This window comes from Rhizobium sp. Root491, assembly GCF_001427205.1.
In the GTDB taxonomy this organism is placed as follows: Bacteria; Pseudomonadota; Alphaproteobacteria; order Rhizobiales; family Rhizobiaceae; genus Agrobacterium; species Agrobacterium tumefaciens.
This window is the reverse complement of record NZ_LMFF01000016.1, coordinates 14,355-34,713: the sequence shown is the minus strand read 5'-3', so window position 1 is coordinate 34,713 and position 20,359 is coordinate 14,355. Positions and strand designations below refer to the sequence as shown.

The following is a 20,359-nucleotide window of genomic DNA, read 5'->3' as shown; positions in this document are numbered from 1 at the left end:
AACGTACGCTTTTGCTTTCGCTGTTGCGAACAATCGTTTAAGAGCGGTCTATCCAAAAAACAGCCTGTAAAGTCGATAGACCGTCATGACAGACAAGACACCCTTCTACATCACCACCGCAATCTCCTATCCTAACGGCAAGCCGCATATCGGCCATGCCTACGAACTGATTGCGACGGATGCCATGGCACGCTTTCAGCGCCTGGATGGAATGGATGTTTTCTTCCTGACCGGCACCGACGAACACGGCCAGAAGATGCAGCAGACAGCGCGGGCGGAAGGCATTTCGCCGGAAGAGCTGGCGCAGCGCAATTCCGATCAGTTCCGCGAGATGGGCAAGCTCCTTAACGCCTCTAACGACGATTTCATCCGCACCACGGAAGAACGTCACCATGAGACCTCGCGCAATATCTGGAACCTGATGGCCGACAGCGGCGACATCTACAAGGACAGCTATGCCGGCTGGTATTCCGTGCGCGACGAGGCCTATTACGGCGAGGACGAGACGGAAGTGCGCGCCGACGGCGTTCGCTATGGGCCGCAGGGCACGCCCGTCGAATGGGTCGAGGAGGAGAGCTATTTCTTCAAGCTCTCCGAATATCAGGACAAGCTGCTGAAGCTCTACGAGGAGAACCCGGATTTCATCGGTCCCGCTGAGCGTCGCAACGAGATCATCTCCTTCGTCAAATCCGGCCTCAAGGATCTGTCGATTTCCCGCACGACATTCGACTGGGGCATCAAGGTTCCTGATGATCCGAAGCACGTCATGTATGTCTGGGTCGATGCGCTGACCAACTACATTACCGCTACGGGTTACATCGAAGACAAGAACGGTCCGCGCGCAAAATATTGGCCGGCCGACGTGCATATCATCGGCAAGGACATCATTCGCTTCCACGCGGTCTATTGGCCGGCCTTCCTAATGAGCGCCAAGCTGCCGCTGCCCAAGCGGGTTTATGCGCACGGCTTCCTGCTCAACAAGGGCGAGAAGATGTCTAAGTCGCTCGGCAACGTCGTCGATCCGGTCAATCTGGTCAACCATTTCGGTCTCGATCAGGTCCGCTATTTCTTCATGCGCGAAGTCTCCTTCGGCCAGGACGGCAGCTATAGCGAAGAGGGCATCGCCACCCGCATCAACGCAGATCTTGCCAATGGCATCGGCAATCTGGCCAGCCGTTCGCTGTCGATGATCGTCAAGAATTGTGACGGACAGATCCCGACGCCCGGGCCGTTGACCGATGAAGACAAGGCGATGCTCGCCTCCGCCGACGGGCTTCTGGCACTCTGCCGTGAGGAGATGGGCAAGCAGCTCATCCATCGCGCGCTTGCGGCCATCATCGCCGTCGTTTCGGAAACCGACCGCTATTTCGCGTCGCAGGAGCCGTGGGCTCTGAAGAAGACCGACCCAGAACGCATGGGCACCGTGCTTTACGTGACGGCGGAAGTCGTCCGCCAGATCGGCATTCTGTTGCAGCCCTTCATGCCGGGATCCTGCGAGAAGCTGCTCGATCTCGTCGCTGCCCCTGCCGACAAACGGGATTTTGCCGCACTCGGCGAAGCCGGACGTCTGGTTCCGGGAACGCCGCTTGAGGCACCGAAGCCGGTCTTCCCGCGTTACGTCGCACCGGAAGCGTGAAGGCGACGACCATGCTGATCGATACGCATTGCCATCTGGATTTTCCCGATTTCGAGGCTGAGCGCGACGATATCATCGCCCGCGCCCATGCTTCCGGCGTTGCCCAGATGGTGACGATCTCGACCCGGGTGCGCCGTCTGCCCGAGCTTCTGAAGATTGCGGAAAAATATCCGTCGGTTTTCTGCTCGGTCGGCACGCATCCGAACAATGCCGACGAAGAACTCGACATTTCGGCCGACGAGCTTGTGCGGCTTGCCGAGAGCCACGACAAGATCGTGGCGATCGGCGAGGCGGGGCTGGATTATTTCTACGACACGCAAAAGCCGGAAGACCAGAAGACCGGCCTCGTTCGCCACATCGAGGCGGCGCGGAGAACCAAGCTTCCGCTCGTCATCCACAGCCGCAGCGCTGATGAGGACATGGCTGCGATTCTGCGTGAAGAAAGCGACAAGGGTGCTTTTCCCTTTATTCTGCACTGCTTTTCCGCAGGTCCCGATCTCGCCAAAACCGGCGTCGAACTTGGCGGTTACGTATCCTTTTCCGGCATTCTGACGTTCCCGAAATCGCAGGATATCCGCGATATTGCAGCCACCGTGCCGCTCAACCGTCTCTTGGTGGAAACGGATGCGCCTTATCTCGCGCCTAAGCGTTGGCGCGGCAAGCGCAATGAGCCTTCTTATGTAGTAAACACGGCAGAAGTGCTGGCCGAGGTACATGGCATCTCGTTCGAGCGCATGGCCGAAATCACCACCGAGAATGCTTTCCGCTGCTTTTCGAAGATGACAAGGGTGTAGGCGTGGCAATCTACCGTCGCCGCTTTACGGTTCTCGGATGTTCGTCGTCTCCCGGCGTACCGCGCATCAACGGCGACTGGGGCGCCTGCGATCCTGAAAACCCCAGGAATCGGCGTACTCGTGCGGCCTTCATGGTGGAGCAGATCGGGCCTGATGGCGGTAAGACCACCGTCGTCATCGACACTGGGCCTGATTTTCGCGAGCAGATGATTGCCGCCAAAGTGGAGGCAGTCGATGCGGTTCTATACACTCATGCCCATGCCGACCATTTGCACGGTATTGACGATCTGCGCATCTATTTCGCCATTCAGCAGAGCCGCATTCCGATCTATGCCGATCCAGTCACCATGGCGCGCATCTGGGATGGTTTTGCCTATTGCCTGGAAACGCCTCCGGGCAGCAGTTATCCGCCGATCGTCGAGCCGCGGATCATCGCCGATATCGACGCGACCCTGATCATCGACGGGGCAGGCGGGTCGATACCTTTCAACGTGCACATGCAGCAGCATGGTGACGTGCACTCGCTCGGCTTCCGGATTGGCAATGTCGCCTATTGCACCGATGTCAGCGATTTTCCGGTCGAAAGCGTGCCCAAGCTTGCCGGTCTCGACGTCCTCGTCATCGATGCGCTGCAGCACCGCTATCACCCCAGCCATCTCTCGCTCGAACAGGCGCTCGGCTGGATCGATAGATTTGCACCCAAAAGGGCGATATTGACCCATATGCACATTCCGCTCGATTATGACACGGTGATGCGCGAAACGCCTGATCATGTTGAACCGGCTTACGACCAGATGCGTTTCGAAGTCGAACTTGAGATTGAAGCGCCCTAATACCGCCTGAAAAGGAACAGCATGTCGACCCGGCCTTTCCGTGCACCCAGTATGGCGAGCTTCTTCGACAATCTGCGCTCCAGTCGCCTGCGGGCGATGTTCCGGCGCGGCGAGCTGGGGCTGGTGGCTCTCGCCGTCCTCATCGGCATAGCGGCCGGCCTTCTGGTGGCGCTGATTGGCGGATTGAGTACGGCCCTTCATGTGCTGGTCTTCGGTGTCGAGCGGCTGAGCAGCAGTGAACTCTCCGGCTGGATCGTGCTTGCCGGGCCGGTCATTGGCGGCATCGTACTCGGCCTGATCCTCTTCATTCTTTCGAAAACCCGCAAAAAGCCGATGGTCGACCCTATCGAGGCAAATGCGCTGCATGGCGGACGCCTTTCGCTGACGGACAGCATCATCGTCTGCGTGCAGAACATCGTCTCAAACGGTTTCGGCGCATCTGTCGGGCTTGAGGCAGGCTATACGCAGATCGCCAGCGGTGTGGCCTCCAAGATCGGTATCAAGCTGAAGCTGAGACGAGGAGACATGCGCATCCTCGTCGGCTGTGGTGCTGCTGGTGCCATTGCCGCTGCCTTCAACGCGCCTCTGACCGGGGCATTCTATGCCATAGAACTCATCATCGGCACCTATACCGTCGTGACACTCGCGCCGCTCATTGTCTCGGCGCTGGTGGCCAGCATCGTGGCAGGGCTTATCGGCGGACATGGCCTGTCCATCGATATCTATGATGCCAGCCGTGTGACGCCGCCGGATTATGTACCGGCCATCTTTCTCGGCGTGGTATGTGCGTTTATCGGCATCGTGCTGATGCAGACGGTCTCCCTTATCGAGGAAACGGCCCGCAAAAGCGCCATTCCCGGCTGGCTGCGTCCAACAATCGGTGGCGTGGCGGTGGGCGCACTTGCGCTGATTTCACCGCAGGTCCTGTCGAGCGGCCACGGTGCGCTCCATCTCAACATCGATGCCGATCTGACGATATACGGGCTGGCCGGGCTTTTCCTGCTGAAGGCTGCGGCGAGCGCGATTTCCATCGGCTCGAATTTCCGCGGCGGTCTGTTTTTTGCCTCGCTGTTCATGGGGTCGCTGGTCGGCAAGATTTTCGCACTCTGCGCACCCTATATCGGCTATGGCTCGACAGCACCCGTGGTCTACGCCGTGGTCGGCATGAGTGCTTTTGCCGCCGCCATTATCGGCGGTCCTCTGACGATGACGTTTCTGGCGCTGGAACTGACCGGAGACTTCCAGATCACGGCTTTGGTGCTCGCGGCCGTCATCACGACATCGCTCGTGGTACGCACCACCTTCGGTTACTCCTTCGCCACCTGGCGTTTTCACCTGCGGGGCGAAAGCATCCGCAGCGCCCACGATATCGGCTGGATCCGCGACCTGACGGTGGGCAAGATGATGCGCGCCGATATTCGCAAGGCCAATGTCAGCATGGGACTTCCGGCCTTCAAGGAGAAGTTTCCGCTAGGCTCTACGCAGCGGGTTATCATGACACACGATGACGGGCGTTATGCCGGCATGGTCCTCGTGCCGGAAATCTACGCCGATCCGATGGATCGCGATCCCTCCAAGATCAGCCTCGAGACCTACCTCAATTACAAGAACGACGTGCTGCTGCCGGCGATGAACGCACGTCAGGCGGCGGCAGCCTTCGATGCTACCGAAAGCGAAGCTCTGGTTGTCGTCAACGACAAGATCGAAAACCGACCCGTGGGCCTGCTGACGGAAAGCCATACGCTGAGGCGGTATAGCGAAGAGCTCGAGCAAAGGCGCCGGGAGGCGTCAGGAGAGTTATAAATCACATCAGGAAACTGCACTTATATCTTGAAATATATAGGTTTATTATGATCTATATCTCTGGGCCACAGACTTCTGATTTTCCAGCGATGTCGCATGGGCTAACTTGGCATCACATTGTGAAGCAAGCTGTCATTCGCCGCAGCGGATGCGATTTGAGTACTCAAAGGAATAGACCATGGATGGCGGCAACTTCGATCTCAAGGAGGAAATCCGCGATTATTGGTCGAAAAGATCAGAGACTTTCGATCTGGCCTTTGGACACAAGATAGCAGCTGGCGCCGAGGCCAATGCATGGCAGAAGCCGATCCGCGACCTGATGGGACCTGAGCCGAAACATATCCTTGAACTGGCCTGTGGCACCGGCGAGGTGACGCGGCTTATTCATGATCTCGGCCACGAGGTCACGGCACTCGACTTTTCAGAAGCGATGTTATCCGTAGCGCGCGCCAAACATGCGGGAAAACCAAGGCTACGTTTCGTGATGGCGGATGCCGAAAACACCATGGAGCCGGATGCGTCCTATGATGCGATCATTTGCAGGCATCTGGTCTGGACACTGACGCAGCCTGAGGAGACCTTCCGCGAGTGGTTCAGGCTGCTTCGTCCGGGCGGTCGGCTCTTGTTTTTCGATGGTGACTGGGCAACGCCAAAACCGGCAGGGCGTCTCGCCAGCCTTTTGATCCGGCTCATCGATCTTTCGGTGGGGGCCGACAAGAATTACGATGGTGCCCAAAGCAGCCATCATGCCGCAATCATGAAGGCGCTTCCGTTCGGGCAGGGGTTGCGCCCGCAGATGCTGAAGCCGCTCCTGATCGCCGCCGGCTTTACCGGCATCGAACTGCACTCACATGCCCCGATTGCGAGAGCGCAGCGGAAAAACACCAACCTGCGCAACAGGCTGCGAACTTTCGTCTACCGTCGTTTCATCCTGACCTGCCGCCGTCCTTGAAACGGGACTGGTAATGGGAAACGGGAAAGGTGAGGGGTTGAGTGTGAAATCACACAACCACAAACTCAGCGGTCCTTTACAATCGCACCACCCGAGAAATGGTCGCGGTACCAGGGTAGAAACCATATTGCGAGCGGGCCGAAGACCATGCGATAGAGCGCTTGCGTAAAAGTCAGTCTTTCGCCGGTGCGCCGGACGACCTTTAATCGCATTAGCAGTTTTCCGGGAGTTGCCATGAAGGCGCTGCTTTCGAAGGCCGGGAAATAGCAAAACAACACGGATGCCAGCCATAAAAGCGTTACACCCATCAGGGGTGTCGGCGGTTGCCCCGCTGGAGCGTCCATATACTGCGGTAGCCACTCTGCGGCGATGAATGTCGGTGCAAACGCCACACTGATGAGCAAGATGAGATCGACTATTCCTGCGACGATGCGTTTGAAGATCATGTTTCATCCCTGGACGTGAATCTGACTCGAATAAGATGATTGTACAAGCTATCTACAGAAAACACCCGAAAGCGCTGTCATTCTTTCCAAGCGCCTCTGACGCAAGGAAGCGAGCTCCATGACTGCTCCACTCGTCATCTACGCGGATGGTTCATACGACCCTGTTGCATTATCGGGAAGCTGGGCGTTCATCGTGTTTGAAACCGAGCGGCAGATCCATGCTGCGCGAGGAACGGAAATCGGACTTACGAACAATTCGTTTGAAGTCATGGCGGTCATGAATGCACTTTTATGGCTCGATGCACAGGCTCCAGGCCGGCCAGCCAAGCTCTGGACAGACTCCGCTCACGTGATGGAAGGTTGCCATCGCTGGCGCGAAATCTGGCGGAGCAACGGGTGGAAACGCATCAATCCAGATTCGCGAAAACGCAAACGACAGATACCAGATGGCGGTCTGTGGCAGAATGTGGATCGTTTGCTCCTTTGTAATCCGAACGTCGAGATAGCGTGGTGCAAGGGACATTCCGGTATAACCGGGAACGATCTCGCGGATGCTTTGGCCCGTACCAAGATGGTGGATGGGGGCAATTAGTCTCACGCCAACCGGTCTATAGACACACGCCAGCAGCTTGTTCTTGTTGAAGTAGCGGAGCCTCAAGCTGTCCGCACATGAACAAAATTGGGGCGTTATCAGCCCTGCAATCCACGCCAGTATGGTGCCGCTGTTCCTCCTTAAATTGCCACCCAATCTCTCCGCCAAGGGTCTGCAATTCGTTGTGGCAACGGGTGCATAAAAAATCCCAGCTGGGTTGACTCATTTATGAAACCGGTTACATTCACTGATGTAAACGGTTTCATCGGTTAAAAACCGTGCTTGGAGGAGCGAATTTTCATGTTTAAACATTTGATGGCTGCTGCCGCTATGGTGCTGGCGGCGGGCACGTCCGTGCATGCTCAGGAACAGAGCTTCAAGATCGGTCTTTCCAATTCTTTCGTCGGCAGCGAGTGGCGCACGCAGATGATCGAGGAAGCCCAGGCTGCCGCAAAGGCGTGGGGCGAAAAGGGCGTGAAGGTCGAAGTCGTCGTTCAGAGCGGTAATGTCGATGTGCAGGGGCAGATCGGCCATATCCGCAATTTCATGAACCAGGGCGTTGATGCGATCCTCATCAATCCCGGCAGCCCGACTGCTTTTGATCCGATCTTCGCTCAGGCGAAAGCACGCAACATTCTCGTCATCGCAACCGACGCGGAAGTTTCTTCTAAGGACGCGATCTATGTCGGCATCGACCAGAAGGCCTGGGCGGCACAGTCCGCACAGTGGCTTGCGGATTCGCTGAAGGGCAAGGGAAGCGTCGTCGCGATCAACGGTATCGCCGGCAATCCCGCCAACGAAGCCCGCGTCGCCGGCTACCGCGAAGTGTTCAAGAAATATCCTGATATCAAGGTGCTGAATGAGGCCAATGCGAGCTGGGATCAGGCGCAGGGCCAGCAGGCGATGCAAAACCTTCTCGCCACCTATCCCGATATCAGCGGTGTGTGGGTGCAGGACGGCATGGCCGACGGCGCATGGCGCGCAATCGAAGCCGCCGGCAAGACCAAGGACATCGCCGCGACAGGTGAAATCCGCAAGGACTTCATGACGCGCTGGGAGAAGGAAAAGTTCAACTCCGGCGCCTCCGTCAATCCTCCGGGTGTCATGGCCAGCGCGCTCAACGTTGCGGTTCTGAAGCTGCAGGGCAAGGAATTCAAGGACGGCATTTTCGGCGGTACCTACGGAAACGCCATCTATATTCCGATCCCCTTCGTGAGCAACGACAACCTCGCGGACAACATCAAGTCCGCCGAAGGTAAGCCGGGCTATTGGTCCGTCACGGCAACCGTGACGCCGGAACAGGCTGGCGAGTTCTTCAAGTAAGATCAGTCTCGGGCTGGCCGCAAACGCCAGCCCGAAACCTGAAATTCGAATGTGGACCGCGTATTGCGCGCGTCCGCCAGTGACGAAGCACAATGACAAGTAAAATTCGGGGACATGCGATGGCGAACGCTCTGGAAGCGGCCGGCATACAGAAGAATTTTGGCGCCGTGCGTGCGCTTTCCGACGGCAGGCTGACCGTTGGTCGCGGTGAAATTCACGCGCTGCTGGGCGCAAATGGTTGCGGCAAGAGCACGCTCTGCAAGATCGTTGCAGGTGCGGTCGCGCCGACCAGCGGCACCATCCGGTTCAACGGCGAAAACGTGCGCTTCAAAAGCCCGCGTGACGCCGAAAATGCCGGCATTGCGCTGTTTTATCAGGAGCTAAGCCTCATTCCGCAGCTTTCCGTCGCTGACAATATTTTTCTCGGTCGCGAACCGAAGCGCGGCGTTTTTGTCGACAGCAAGGCCCTGAAAGCCGAGGCGCGCAGGCTGATCGCGCTGTTTGACGGGGTTGCCGGCACCGGTCTGGAGCCGGATGCGATCGTCGGCAATCTGCCGCCCGATCAGCGCCAGCTCGTCGAAATCCTGAAAGTTTTCGCCCAGAACGCCAGCCTCATGATCATGGATGAGGCAACGGCGGCACTTGATGGCCGCCAGTCCGAGCGTTTTTTTGAGATACTCAGAGCCAAGAAGGCGGACGGTATCTCCACCATCATGATTTCCCACCGGCTCGATGAGGTTTTTGCTGTCTGCGACCGCATCACCGTCATGCGTAACGGTGCGACCATTTCGGAACTCGACACCGCCGCTACCACCCGCGAGGCCGTGGTGCACGACATGGTCGGCGATGTCCGCGCCGCACCTGCCCGCCAGCAGGGACGCGCAGGTGCAGCGCCCAGCCTGAAGGTGACGGACGTTGCGGGCGAGGGTGTTCGCGGTATCAGTCTGGAAGCCTATCCGGGTGAAATCGTCGGTTTGGCGGGATTGCAGGGGCAGGGCCAGTCGGCCTTGCTGAAGGGCCTGTTCGGCGCAAGCCCCTTTGCCGCCGGGCAAATCCAGTTCGAGGGCCGTGATGTCGCCATCGGCAAGCCTTCGCAGGCGGTTCATAACGGTTTTGCCTATGTGTCGGGCGACCGCGGACGTGATGCCTCGCTTCAGGGCCGGTCGATCTTCGAAAATCTTGTTGCAGCTCTGATGGTGCGCGAAAAGATGAGACTGGTCCGGCCCGCGACGCTGAAGCCGCGTGTGCAGAAGGTCGCGGACGACATGAAGACGAAGTTTGCTGGCATGGATATGCCGATAGGCACGCTCTCAGGCGGCAACCAGCAGAAAATCTTCATTTCCCGCTGGCTTGCCACCGCGCCAAAACTGCTGCTGCTCGATGATCCGACCAAGGGTATCGATCTTGGCGCCAAGGCCGATCTCTTCGCGCTTATGCGCCAGCAGGCTGACGCGGGCGCGACCATTCTTCTCTATTCCTCGGAAGATGCGGAAATCCTCGAATATGCCGACCGCATTCTCGTGTTCAACGGCGGACGCATTTCTGCGGAGCTGACCGGAGCCGACATGACATCCGTCAACATGACTCGCGCCGCCTATGGAGACGCCGCATGAATTCCCTCGGTTTTGTGCGCAAGCAACCCTGGATCATAACTCTTGTGGTTCTGGCCGTTCTCATCGGCGTCAACACGTTTCTGCAGCCGTCTTTCGTGCAGCCGGCCGTATTGCAGTCGAACCTGACGACATTTCTTCCCCTGATCCTGGTCGCCATCGGTCAGACCTATGTCATTCTGGCGGGGGATATCGACCTGTCGGTCGGAAGCATCGTAGCGCTCGCCAATGTCGTTACCGTCAGCGTCATCGCTGCACTTGGCGGAACGGCAGGTGCCGTCGTTGCAGGCATGGGAGCGGGAGTTGCGGTCGGACTGATCTGTGGGCTGGTCAACGGCCTGTTCATATCCGGCCTGCGTTTCCAGCCCATCGTCACCACATTCGCGACGGGCATCATCTTTGCCGGTCTGGCGATCTGGGTTCTGCCGCAGGCCGGTCTTCCCGTGCCGGAAGCCTATTGGCAGACCTATTCCGGTAGTTTCATCGGTTTACCTTTCGTGCTGTGGATGCTGTTGGCTGGTATTGCCTTTACGCTCGTTGTGTCGCGCATTCCGTTTCACGTGCATTTGTTGGCCGTGGGCGGCAATCGCACGGGCGCTTTCCAGACGGGCCTGCGCCTCTCCGGCATTCGCATTGGCGCCTACATGATTTCCGGTCTGTTTTCGGCGCTCGCAGCGCTGTGCCTGACGGGCGAGACCGCCTCCGGCGACCCCTTGCTCGGTGCAAGCCTGGCGCTCTCCTCCATTTCGGCGGTCGTTCTTGGCGGCACAGCACTTTCCGGCGGGTTCGGCAGCTCGACAGGATCGATCGCCGGCGCGCTGGTGCTGGGCATGATCGGCAATGTGATTTTCTTTGCGGGCTTGCCCTTCGAGTACCAGACATTGGTGCAGGGGTTGATCGTGCTGACGGCACTTGCCGGCGGCGTTCTGGTGACGAGGCGTTGAGATGACAAATCCCGGTTTGAAAATCAAATCCATCATCACCGATCCCCTGACCATTGCGATTGGCGCGTCAGTGTTCCTGCTGCTGGTCGGCGAACTGTTGTCGCCCGGCTTCGCACAGGGGTCGCAGATCGTGCGGCTGCTGACGATCGCCGCTATTCTCGGTATCGTCGCGGCGGGCCAAAATCTTGTGATCCTCGGCGGACGCGAAGGCATCGATCTTTCCGTCGGCGCGATGATCTCGCTCGGCGCGGTCCTTGCCGGCAACATGATGAACGGACAGAATGTCGGAATACCGCTCGCCATACTGGTCGCAGGTGGCATTCCCTTCCTGATCGGCCTCATCAATGGCCTCGGCATCACCTTCGTGCGCATTCCGCCGCTGGTCATGACACTCGGCATGACAGCAGTGATCCAGGGCGGGCTTGTGGTCTATTCGCAGGGCGTTCCATCAGGTGCGGCGGCGCCCCTCCTGGCGGGTTTCATCAACCGGCCTCTCGTTTTCGGTATTCCCGGCGTCCTCTTCGTCTGGCTTGGCATTGCCGCGATCATGCTGTTCGTGCTGCGCCGCACGGCCTTCGGCTTCTCCATTTACGCCATCGGCTCCAACGAGCGGGCGGCGACGTTGGTCGGATTGCCCGTGTCTTTGATCCGCACGCTGCTTTACGGCCTGTCCGGCCTGTTTGCCGGTCTGACCGGGGTCTGCGTGATCGGTTATACCGGCACCTCCTTCATTTCTGTCGGCGACCAATATGTCCTTCCATCGATCATCGCTGTTGTCATCGGCGGCACTTCGCTTGCCGGTGGTGCGGGCGGATATATCGGAACCATGGCTGGGGCAGTTGCGCTCACCATTCTGCAAAGCGTACTGATAACGCTCAACCTCGATGTATGGGCCCGGCAGATCATATTCGGTGTCACGTTACTTGCGCTGATGCTGCTTTATGGCCGCCAAAAGCAGTTGCGTGTGTGACAGATGAGCAAAGACCAAGGTTCGAATATCAGGGAAGTTGCAGCTCTCGCGGGCGTTTCGATCGCGACCGTGTCACGGGCGCTGCAACAACCCGACAAAGTCCGCCCGGAAACGAGGAAGAAGGTTTTCGATGCCGTCAGGCAGGCGAACTTTGTTCCCAACGCCCAGGCCGCAAGCTTCAGGCGTCAATCCAACAACACTGTCATTCTTCTCGTTCGCGATATCGGCAACCCGTTTTATCTCGAGATCTACAAGGGCGTGGAGGAAGCGGCTGGGGAGGCGGGCTTCAAGGTGCTCATGGGCGACGCCCGTAACGACGAAAACCGCGTGGCGACACATATCGACATGGTCAGGCAGAAACATGCTGACGGCCTCATCCTGATGACCGGCCAGTTTCCTTCAGAGCTTCTCGGTCAGGGTGACGCGCTGCCGCCGATCGTCATCGCTTCGGAAACCGTGCCAGGCATCGCGCTGCCCACCGTCAAGGTCGATAACCGCGCCGCGTCCAAAAACGCCGTGCATCATCTGATCGAAGCAGGGCACACGAAGATCGCGCATCTCGCCGGACCTTTTCCGGAAAGTCTGGCACAGGAGCGTTTCGAGGGCTACCGCGACGCGCTTGCGGAAGCGGGTATCGGTTACGCGGATGAACTCGTCGTGACAGGCGATTACAGCATCGAAGCCGGTAGACAGGCGATTGCCGGACTTCTCGAAAACGGCATTTCCTTCACCGCCATCTTCGCCTCGAGCGACCAGATGGCGATTGGCGCAATCAGCGAGCTGCGCGGGCGCGGGCTGTCCGTGCCGACCGATGTCTCGGTCATTGGCTTCGACGATATAATTTTCGCCAATGCCTTCGAACCACCGCTAACGACAGTGCGCCAGCCCCGGCAGGAAATGGGCCGCAAAGCCATGGCGCTGATGGTCGACCGGCTTAATGGCAAACGCACGGCCGAAACCATCGTGCTGGATACGGAACTGGTGGTGCGCGGCTCGGTCGCGCCCTGCCGTTCGCCGCACCGGTAGCGGCCAGACAGTGAATGCAAGGAGTGTAAGGACATGAAGACGATCAAAGGCCCGGCGATTTTCCTCGCGCAATTTGTCGGGGACAAGGCACCCTTCGATACGCTCGACAATCTCGGCCAATGGGCGGCTTCCCTTGGTTACAAGGGCATTCAGGTGCCGACCGATCCCAAGCTCCTCGATCTTGAGAAAGCTGCCGCTTCCAAGGCTTATTGCGATGATATCAAGGGACGTCTGGCCGAGACAGGCATCGAGATCACCGAGCTTTCAACCCATATTCAGGGCCAGCTCGTCGCTGTTCATCCTGCCTATGACGAGATGTTCGACGGTTTTGCGCCCGCCGAACTGCGCGGCAGACCGCAGGCGCGTCAGGAATGGGCGGTCAACCAGCTGAAGTGCGCGGCGAAAGCCTCGCAGCATCTGGGCCTCAAGAGCCATGCGAGTTTTTCCGGCGCGCTGGCGTGGCCTTTCGTTTATCCGTGGCCGCAGCGCCCCGCAGGTCTTGTCGAAATGGCCTTTGCTGAACTCGGCAAGCGCTGGACGCCGATTCTCGATACATTCGAGGAGAATGGCGTCGATCTCTGCTACGAGCTGCATCCCGGCGAAGACCTGCATGACGGCATTACCTTCGAGCGTTTTCTGGAGGCGACCGGCAATCATTCCCGCGCCAACATCCTTTATGATCCCTCGCACTTCGTGCTTCAGGCGATGGATTATCTTGATTTCATCGATATCTATCACGAGCGCATCCGGGCCTTTCACGTCAAGGATGCCGAGTTCAATCCGACTGGCCGGTCCGGCGTTTATGGCGGTTATCAAGGCTGGGTCGACCGACCGGGGCGCTTTCGCTCACTCGGCGACGGGCATGTCGATTTCGGCGCGGTGTTTTCCAAGCTCACCCAATACGACTTCGAAGGATGGGCCGTGCTGGAATGGGAATGCGCGCTGAAACACCCGGAGGACGGGGCGCGTGAAGGTGCCGGCTTCATTGAAAATCACATCATCCGCGTGACTGAGCGGGCTTTCGACGATTTCGCTAAAAGCGGCGTCGATGATGCCGCCAACCGTCGCCTTCTCGGGCTTTGAAAGGGATAGACATGTCCTCCACAACAGCAAGATTTAATAGCCGCCGCATTCGTCTCGGCATGGTGGGTGGCGGTCAGGGTGCCTTTATCGGCGCGGTGCATCGTATCGCCGCGCGGCTCGACGACCGTTACGAATTGGTCGCCGGTGCGCTTTCCTCCGACCCGGCACGCGCCAGCGCTTCGGCAACCCTGCTAGGCATAGCGCCCGAGCGGTCCTACGCTTCTTTTGAGGAGATGGCGTCGGCCGAGGCCGGTCGTGAAGACGGTATCGAGGCGGTCGCCATCGTCACTCCCAATCACCTGCATTTCGCCCCGTCCAAGGTCTTTCTCGAATCTGGCATCCACGTCATCTGCGACAAACCCGTCACAGCGACGCTGGAGGAGGCCAAGGAGCTGGCGAAGATCGTGAGGGCATCCGAAAGGCTGTTCATCCTCACGCATAATTACACCGGCTATGCCATGTTGCGGCAGATGCGGGAGATGGTGGCCAACGGTGCCATAGGCAAGCTGCGCCATGTCCAGGCAGAATATGCCCAGGACTGGCTGACCGAAGCGGTTGAAAAGACCGGCGCAAAGGGAGCGGAATGGCGCACCGATCCAAGCCGCTCGGGCGCGGGCGGGGCAATCGGCGACATAGGCACCCACGCTTTCAACGCCGCCGCCTTCGTGACCGGTGAAATTCCCGCGAGCCTCTACGCAGATCTCACTTCCTTCGTTCCGGGCAGGCAGCTGGATGACAGCGCCAATATTCTGCTGCGTTACGAAAGCGGCGCGAAGGGCATGCTCTGGGCAAGCCAGATCGCTGTCGGCAATGAAAACGCCCTGTCGCTCAGGGTCTATGGCGATAAGGGCGGCCTTGAATGGCACCACCGCGTGCCGGACGAGCTGTGGTTCACACCTTACGGCGAGCCCAAGCGGCTGATTACGCGCAATGGCGCGGGCGCAGGCGCTGCCGCCAACCGCGTCAGCCGTGTGCCATCAGGGCACCCGGAGGGATATCTCGAGGGTTTTGCGACGATCTACCGTGAAGCCGCAGACGCAATCATCGCAAAAAGGGAGGGAAAAGCAGCCGCCGGGGATGTGATTTATCCCGGCATAGAGGACGGCCTTGCGGGTCTCGCATTCATCGATGCGGCCGTGCGGTCCAGCCTGACCTCGTCCTGGGTAGAGATCGACATTTAGATCACTGGATATCGGGGACTGACGACGCAGGGCATCGGAGGTTGTGCCCAGCATTACCCGACTAATTGTTCGGAAGAGCACGGGCAGGCGTGTCGTCATATTGATCAAACGGAAAGGGAGTCACGCGTTTGAAAACGTTCAAGTCAAAATTCGCAAAGATGGCATTCGTCGTCGGACTGGCGGCCGGTTTCGCAAATCCGGTTTTTGCCGATGACAGCAAGACGCTGCCGATTGCCGCGCAGATGTACACACTGCGCAACGCCGGAACGCTTGAGGAGCAGCTTGCCATCCTCAACCGCGCGGGCGTTTCCGCCGTGGAAACGGTGGATATGCAGAAGGTCAGCGCCAGCGAGCTGAACGCGCTTCTGGAAAAGCACAAGATCAAGGTCATTTCCTCGCATGTGCCGATCGACAAGCTTCGCGGCAATCTCGACGAGGTCATCACCGAGCAGAAGGCTGTCGGCAATCCGGTCGTGACCGTGCCGTTCCTCAAGCCCGAAGACCGCCCTAAGGACGCCGCAGGCTGGACAGCCTTCGGCAAGGAACTTGGCGGATATGCCGACAAGCTTTCCGCGGCTGGCCTCTCCATGGCCTATCACAACCATGATTTTGAAATGGTCAAGTTCGACGGCAAGACGGCGCTTGAACTGCTGCTCGACGCCGCAGGCCCGAAACTGCAGAGCGAACTCGACGTCGCCTGGGTGGCGCGCAGCGGCAATGATCCGGCTGAGTTCCTCGGCACTCTGAACGGTCGGGTTTTCGCAATCCACGCCAAGGACAATGCACCGGCCGGCACGGCCGAAAACGAGCGCGGCTTTGCAACGATTGGCACCGGCGTTCTCGACTGGAAGACGATCCTGCCGGCGGCCAAACATGCCGGCGCACAGTGGTTCATCCTTGAACACGACCTTCCGCTCGATGCCGAAGCGGTCGTGACCAAGGGCAACGCGTTCCTGAGCGAGCGCCTGCCGACCATTCAGTAAACACTGCCAGTAAAACCAGAACCGCACCTCGGCGGCCGGTTTCGCCGGGGCGCATAAGGTTCGACAGACGCATGATGAAGTTTCCGCCGCGTTGCGACGGGGAGCGCATTGTCTCGTCGACTTTTTACCCAAGTACCAATCGGAGGAGTTATCATGGCGGACAATCATTATGATGCGATTGTTGTCGGTTCAGGCATAAGTGGAGGCTGGGCTGCAAAGGAACTCACGGAAAAAGGCCTGAAGGTTCTGCTGCTGGAGCGCGGCAGAAACATCGAGCACATTACCGATTATCAGAATGCCGACAAGGAAGCCTGGGACTATCCCCATCGCAACCGCGCCACGCAGGAGATGAAGGCGAAGTATCCGGTGCTCAGCCGCGACTATCTGCTGGAAGAGGCCACGCTCGGCATGTGGGCCGACGAGCAGGAAACGCCCTATGTCGAAGAAAAGCGTTTCGACTGGTTCCGTGGTTATCACGTCGGCGGCCGTTCGCTGCTGTGGGGACGCCAGACCTACCGCTGGTCGCAGACCGATTTCGAGGCCAATGCCAAAGAAGGGATCGCCGTTGACTGGCCGATCCGTTATCAGGACATTGCTCCCTGGTATGATTATGTCGAGCGTTTCGCCGGCATTTCCGGCAGCCGCGAGGGGCTGGACATTCTTCCTGATGGTGAATTCCTGCCGCCTATTCCGCTGAATTGCGTTGAAGAGGATGTGGCACGCCGGTTGAAAACTGCCTTTAAAGGCACGCGACACCTCATCAATTCGCGCTGCGCCAACATCACCCAGGAACTTCCCGATCAGGAGCGCACGCGCTGCCAGTTCCGCAACAAGTGCCGGTTGGGCTGTCCTTTCGGCGGCTATTTCAGCACGCAGTCATCGACCCTGCCGGCGGCAGTCGCCACCGGAAATCTTACGCTCCGGCCTTTCTCCATCGTCAAGGAAATCCTTTACGACAAGGACAAGAAGAAGGCGCGCGGTGTCGAAATCATCGATGCCGAAACGAACCTGACCTATGAATACACCGCCGATGTGATCTTCCTCAACGCTTCGACGCTCAACTCGACCTGGGTTCTGATGAACTCGGCCACAGACGTGTGGGAGGGAGGGCTCGGCAGCAGCTCGGGCGAACTCGGCCACAATGTGATGGACCACCATTTCCGCATGGGCGCCACCGGCGAGGTGGAAGGTTTCGAAGAGTTTTATTTCAAGGGCCGCCGCCCGGCGGGATTCTATATTCCCCGTTTCCGCAACACCGGCGACGACAAGCGGAACTATCTGCGCGGTTTCGGTTATCAGGGATCCGCCAGCCGTTCGCGCTGGGAGCGGGAAATCGCCGAACTCAACATCGGAGCCGACTACAAGGAAGCGCTGACCCAGCCGGGCGCCTGGACTATCGGCATGACTGCCTTCGGTGAAATGCTGCCTTATCACGAGAACCGCGTGAAGCTGGACCACGACAAGAAGGACAAATGGGGCCTGCCAGTCCTGTCGATGAATGTCGAGATGAAGCAGAACGAACTCGATATGCGCGAAGACATGGTCAATGACGCAGTCGAGATGTTCGAAGCGGTCGGCATCAAGAACGTCAAACCGTCGAGGGGCAGCTATGCGCCGGGCATGGGCATCCATGAAATGGGTACGGCCCGCATGGGACGCGACCCCAAAACTTCCGTGCTTAATGGCAACAACCAGGTCTGGGATGCGCCGAACGTCTTTGTCACTGACGGTGCCTGCATGACTTCGGCCTCCTGCGTCAACCCGTCGCTCACCTACATGGCGCTGACGGCGCGTGCCGCCGAATTTGCCGTTTCCGAACGCAAGAAGGGGAATCTGTGATGAACAGACGTGAACTGCTGAAACTGATAGCCATTGCCTCCGGTCTTCCGCTGATCGGTTCTGACGTGGTCACTGCGGAAAACGCCGCCAAGCCCGCCGGCGACGTCCACGTGTTCAGCCCGGAGGAAATCCGGCTTCTGGACGAGGTGGCTGAAACGATTATCCCTCGCACATCCACCCCGGGTGCGAAGGACGCTGCCGTTGGCGCATTCATGGCAGTCTATGCGGCCGATTGTTACACGGGCGAACAGCGGAAACTCTTCCTCTCCGCGATGGCTGACATCGAAAACCGCAGCCGGACGGAATACAAAAAGGCGTTTCTGGAGCTGGCGTCGCAGGAGCGGCAGACGCTGATTTCTGCGCTGGACAAACAGGCCCGGGCGGAACAGACACCGACCGCACCGCATCCCTTCACACTCGTCAAGCAGCTGACGCTGCTCGGTTTCTTCACCTCGAAGATCGGCGCCACCGAGGTTCTCGTTTACGACGAAATCCCCGGCGGCTTTGAGACCTGCGTTCCCTACAAGAAGGGTACGCCCGCCTGGGGCACGACCTGAATTGAGAACAAGCCGCCCGCCTGCATTCGCAGGCGGGCGCGTTCATACGGCAGAACAAGGATGACACGATGCGCAAGAGAATGATCTTCACGGCGGCAATGCTGGCAGCAAGCGCCATTCCCGCTTTTTCAGAGGGCGATGTTGCCAAGGGGGAGGCGGCCTTCAAGCGCTGTTCCGCCTGTCACGCCATCGGCGAGGGCGCGAAAAACAAGGTCGGCCCGCAGCTTAACGGGATCATCGGCCGCACTGCGGGCGGCGATCCGGACTATAATTACTCGAATGCGATGAAAAAAGCAGGCGGGGAAGGGCTGGTGTGGACACCGGAGGAACTGCGAGACTTTCTCAGCGCTCCCAAGAAGAAAATCCCCGGAAACAAGATGGCCTTGGCGGGCATCAGCAAACCGGAAGAACTGGATAATCTTATCGCCTATATCGAAAGCGCGTCTTCGAAACCAGCCGAATGACAGCACGCCGTTTATCGAACATCAAAACTCCTGCAGTTTTGAGACGATGACCACGACTTTACCCCAGCATATCCTGCGCGCCGAAGGCCTTGCCAACGAATTGCCAAGGCCTTCCGGCGTTGTCTTCGAGGATGGATTTGCGCTACTCAAACACCGGTTCTCAGGGGTCGGTCCGTCCTTCCTGCAGGCCCGACTTTTCGAAAGACCTGTCCTGATGGAAGCCCAGTTTGGCCAAGCCGTTTTTCACCTCCGGCGCGTTCATGAATAAATCCCAGATCAGGCCGCTGCGATAGTTTTCCATCATCGCAACAACAGGCCCTTGATTGATCGCCAGATGCGTTCCGGACACCCAGCCGGTTGAGGGCTGGAATGAATCCATGAGGCCAAAGCGGCCGATGAGTGCACCATTGTTCCATTGCAGAAAACGCAACGCCGCCTCGCGTGAGCGATGAGAAAAGAAGGGCATGCTGGAGAGGGCTGCCGTTGTCGCAATGATGCCGTCATCGTCGGTCGGAGAATTTACGACATAGCCCTTTGGCCCATCACACGCAGACAGACCCCACCCGGCCTCACTTGGGTAGCGCGTGCGGCAGTAGCGGTAATTGATCATGCAATGCGCGTGAACCTGCTCCAGATAGTCGTGACAATAAACATCGCCGAGACCGCGCGGATCGAGTGTGCAGAAGGAATAGTGCGACAGGAAAAGCGGTCCTCCATACGGCTGGCCAAGCGGCAGCCGAACACCGAGATACATCGATCCGTTCCGGATTTCGCCATCGCTTGCCCATCCGGAATGATAAGACTCCGCGCTGATTGCATGCGTCGTTGAACCCGCCGCGAGCACATAACAGACAAGGGCTTCGTTCCAGCCCACAATCGGCAAGTTTTTCGCCCATGCATACCGACGGCTCCAATGCCAGAACAGCGGCCCGGGCTTTCCCCTGGTAAACCAGCCCCATTCCACCGTCTCGACGATTTCATTTATGGACCGGCGTAAATCGATTTCGGAGGATGTCTGCGCGCCAAAAAACTGTCTGACGCAGATCAGCGCCTGAACCAGAAGAGCGGTTTCAACGAGATCTCCGCCGTCGTCGAATTTCGCGAAGGGTATCGTTCTTCCGCTGGACGCATCGATGAAGTGAGGGAAGGCGCCATGAAAACGCTTCACACTTGCCAGCGATCTCAACATCCGGCTCGCCCGGGCGATGGCTTCCTGTTCGGTTATCCAAGAACGGCGGACACCAACGATGAGCGAAAGGAAACCAAACCCGATCCCGGAGACCGACGCGATCTCATGGATCGCAACACCATCGGATCGCATAC

General features: G+C 58.6%; 19 protein-coding genes. 17 read left to right on the top strand and 2 right to left on the bottom strand.

The window, feature by feature from the left end; genetic code table 11:
* Positions 1–85 precede the first annotated feature (85 nt).
* The 5 genes from metG (at position 86) to ASD46_RS18635 (ending at position 6,018) form a co-directional block, all read left to right on the top strand.
* A complete protein-coding gene (metG, locus tag ASD46_RS18655; protein WP_003515246.1) occupies positions 86–1,636 on the top strand; it encodes a methionine--tRNA ligase in 1,551 nt (516 codons plus the stop codon).
* An 11-nt stretch (positions 1,637–1,647) separates the two neighbouring features.
* Positions 1,648–2,430 (top strand): TatD family hydrolase, encoded by a 783-nt coding sequence (locus ASD46_RS18650; protein ID WP_003515245.1) that lies wholly within the window; start codon positions 1,648–1,650, stop codon positions 2,428–2,430.
* Positions 2,431–2,432: 2 nt separating this feature from the next.
* Positions 2,433–3,263 carry an MBL fold metallo-hydrolase gene (locus tag ASD46_RS18645; RefSeq protein WP_013636094.1) on the top strand — a complete coding sequence of 277 codons (831 nt, stop codon included), beginning with the start codon at positions 2,433–2,435 and terminating at the stop codon, positions 3,261–3,263.
* 21 nt (positions 3,264–3,284) lie between these two features.
* Positions 3,285–5,066 (top strand): chloride channel protein, encoded by a 1,782-nt coding sequence (locus tag ASD46_RS18640; protein WP_013636093.1) that lies wholly within the window; start codon positions 3,285–3,287, stop codon positions 5,064–5,066.
* A gap of 178 nt (positions 5,067–5,244) precedes the next feature.
* Positions 5,245–6,018, top strand: a complete 774-nt coding sequence (locus tag ASD46_RS18635) for a class I SAM-dependent methyltransferase (RefSeq protein WP_025593436.1) — start codon at positions 5,245–5,247, stop codon at positions 6,016–6,018.
* A 65-nt stretch (positions 6,019–6,083) separates the two neighbouring features.
* On the opposite strand, the gene ASD46_RS18630 is transcribed toward ASD46_RS18635, so the two are convergent.
* Positions 6,084–6,464, bottom strand: coding sequence for an RDD family protein (locus tag ASD46_RS18630; RefSeq protein ID WP_013636091.1), 381 nt, complete (start codon positions 6,462–6,464; stop codon positions 6,084–6,086).
* Positions 6,465–6,582: 118 nt separating this feature from the next.
* Here ASD46_RS18630 and ASD46_RS18625 point away from each other — a divergent pair, with 118 nt between their 5' ends.
* The 12 genes from ASD46_RS18625 to ASD46_RS18570 all read left to right on the top strand — a co-directional run bounded on the left by ASD46_RS18625 (position 6,583) and on the right by ASD46_RS18570 (position 19,036).
* Positions 6,583–7,056, top strand: a complete 474-nt coding sequence (locus tag ASD46_RS18625) for a ribonuclease H family protein (RefSeq protein ID WP_025593434.1) — start codon at positions 6,583–6,585, stop codon at positions 7,054–7,056.
* Between the two features lie 300 nt (positions 7,057–7,356).
* Positions 7,357–8,379 carry a substrate-binding domain-containing protein gene (locus tag ASD46_RS18620; RefSeq protein WP_003515239.1) on the top strand — a complete coding sequence of 341 codons (1,023 nt, stop codon included), beginning with the start codon at positions 7,357–7,359 and terminating at the stop codon, positions 8,377–8,379.
* A 119-nt stretch (positions 8,380–8,498) separates the two neighbouring features.
* The gene (locus ASD46_RS18615; RefSeq protein ID WP_025593431.1) at positions 8,499–9,992 is read left to right on the top strand and encodes a sugar ABC transporter ATP-binding protein; all 1,494 of its coding nucleotides are present in this window, start codon (positions 8,499–8,501) and stop codon (positions 9,990–9,992) included.
* The gene (locus ASD46_RS18610; protein WP_019566277.1) at positions 9,989–10,933 is read left to right on the top strand and encodes an ABC transporter permease; all 945 of its coding nucleotides are present in this window, start codon (positions 9,989–9,991) and stop codon (positions 10,931–10,933) included. The genes ASD46_RS18615 and ASD46_RS18610 overlap by 4 nt, the downstream gene beginning before the upstream one ends.
* A gap of 1 nt (position 10,934) precedes the next feature.
* Entirely contained in the window at positions 10,935–11,903 is a 969-nt protein-coding gene (locus ASD46_RS18605) for an ABC transporter permease (protein ID WP_013636086.1), read from the top strand.
* 3 nt (positions 11,904–11,906) lie between these two features.
* Positions 11,907–12,929 (top strand): LacI family DNA-binding transcriptional regulator, encoded by a 1,023-nt coding sequence (locus ASD46_RS18600; RefSeq protein ID WP_025593429.1) that lies wholly within the window; start codon positions 11,907–11,909, stop codon positions 12,927–12,929.
* A gap of 33 nt (positions 12,930–12,962) precedes the next feature.
* On the top strand, positions 12,963–14,012 hold the full coding sequence (locus tag ASD46_RS18595; protein ID WP_025593428.1) for a sugar phosphate isomerase/epimerase family protein: 1,050 nt from the start codon (positions 12,963–12,965) through the stop codon (positions 14,010–14,012).
* 11 nt (positions 14,013–14,023) lie between these two features.
* Positions 14,024–15,193, top strand: a complete 1,170-nt coding sequence (locus ASD46_RS18590; protein ID WP_025593425.1) for a Gfo/Idh/MocA family protein — start codon at positions 14,024–14,026, stop codon at positions 15,191–15,193.
* 128 nt (positions 15,194–15,321) lie between these two features.
* The gene (locus tag ASD46_RS18585; RefSeq protein ID WP_025593424.1) at positions 15,322–16,176 is read left to right on the top strand and encodes a sugar phosphate isomerase/epimerase family protein; all 855 of its coding nucleotides are present in this window, start codon (positions 15,322–15,324) and stop codon (positions 16,174–16,176) included.
* A gap of 153 nt (positions 16,177–16,329) precedes the next feature.
* Positions 16,330–18,015 (top strand): GMC oxidoreductase, encoded by a 1,686-nt coding sequence (locus ASD46_RS18580; RefSeq protein ID WP_003515231.1) that lies wholly within the window; start codon positions 16,330–16,332, stop codon positions 18,013–18,015.
* On the top strand, positions 18,015–18,572 hold the full coding sequence (locus ASD46_RS18575) for a gluconate 2-dehydrogenase subunit 3 family protein (RefSeq protein ID WP_025593421.1): 558 nt from the start codon (positions 18,015–18,017) through the stop codon (positions 18,570–18,572). The genes ASD46_RS18580 and ASD46_RS18575 overlap by 1 nt, the downstream gene beginning before the upstream one ends.
* 68 nt (positions 18,573–18,640) lie before the next feature.
* Entirely contained in the window at positions 18,641–19,036 is a 396-nt protein-coding gene (locus ASD46_RS18570; RefSeq protein WP_025593419.1) for a c-type cytochrome, read from the top strand.
* A gap of 160 nt (positions 19,037–19,196) precedes the next feature.
* Here ASD46_RS18570 and ASD46_RS18565 read toward each other — a convergent pair whose 3' ends face one another.
* Positions 19,197–20,357, bottom strand: coding sequence for a glucoamylase family protein (locus tag ASD46_RS18565; RefSeq protein WP_025593417.1), 1,161 nt, complete (start codon positions 20,355–20,357; stop codon positions 19,197–19,199).
* Positions 20,358–20,359: the final 2 nt, after the last annotated feature.

Bases quoted from the DNA above. Each gene is read 5' to 3' on its own strand.
- ASD46_RS18610 (WP_019566277.1), top strand. From the start codon at position 9,989: ATGAATTCCCTCGGTTTTGTGCGCAAGCAACCCTGGATCATAACTCTT.
- ASD46_RS18615 (WP_025593431.1), top strand. From the start codon at position 8,499: ATGGCGAACGCTCTGGAAGCGGCCGGCATACAGAAGAATTTTGGCGCC.
- ASD46_RS18635 (WP_025593436.1), top strand. From the start codon at position 5,245: ATGGATGGCGGCAACTTCGATCTCAAGGAGGAAATCCGCGATTATTGG.
- ASD46_RS18590 (WP_025593425.1), top strand. From the start codon at position 14,024: ATGTCCTCCACAACAGCAAGATTTAATAGCCGCCGCATTCGTCTCGGC.
- ASD46_RS18620 (WP_003515239.1), top strand. From the start codon at position 7,357: ATGTTTAAACATTTGATGGCTGCTGCCGCTATGGTGCTGGCGGCGGGC.
- ASD46_RS18575 (WP_025593421.1), top strand. From the start codon at position 18,015: ATGAACAGACGTGAACTGCTGAAACTGATAGCCATTGCCTCCGGTCTT.
- ASD46_RS18625 (WP_025593434.1), top strand. From the start codon at position 6,583: ATGACTGCTCCACTCGTCATCTACGCGGATGGTTCATACGACCCTGTT.
- ASD46_RS18650 (WP_003515245.1), top strand. From the start codon at position 1,648: ATGCTGATCGATACGCATTGCCATCTGGATTTTCCCGATTTCGAGGCT.
- ASD46_RS18600 (WP_025593429.1), top strand. From the start codon at position 11,907: ATGAGCAAAGACCAAGGTTCGAATATCAGGGAAGTTGCAGCTCTCGCG.
- metG (WP_003515246.1), top strand. From the start codon at position 86: ATGACAGACAAGACACCCTTCTACATCACCACCGCAATCTCCTATCCT.
- ASD46_RS18580 (WP_003515231.1), top strand. From the start codon at position 16,330: ATGGCGGACAATCATTATGATGCGATTGTTGTCGGTTCAGGCATAAGT.
- ASD46_RS18605 (WP_013636086.1), top strand. From the start codon at position 10,935: ATGACAAATCCCGGTTTGAAAATCAAATCCATCATCACCGATCCCCTG.
- ASD46_RS18595 (WP_025593428.1), top strand. From the start codon at position 12,963: ATGAAGACGATCAAAGGCCCGGCGATTTTCCTCGCGCAATTTGTCGGG.
- ASD46_RS18640 (WP_013636093.1), top strand. From the start codon at position 3,285: ATGTCGACCCGGCCTTTCCGTGCACCCAGTATGGCGAGCTTCTTCGAC.
- ASD46_RS18565 (WP_025593417.1), bottom strand. From the start codon at position 20,357: ATGCGATCCGATGGTGTTGCGATCCATGAGATCGCGTCGGTCTCCGGG.
- ASD46_RS18570 (WP_025593419.1), top strand. From the start codon at position 18,641: ATGCGCAAGAGAATGATCTTCACGGCGGCAATGCTGGCAGCAAGCGCC.
- ASD46_RS18630 (WP_013636091.1), bottom strand. From the start codon at position 6,464: ATGATCTTCAAACGCATCGTCGCAGGAATAGTCGATCTCATCTTGCTC.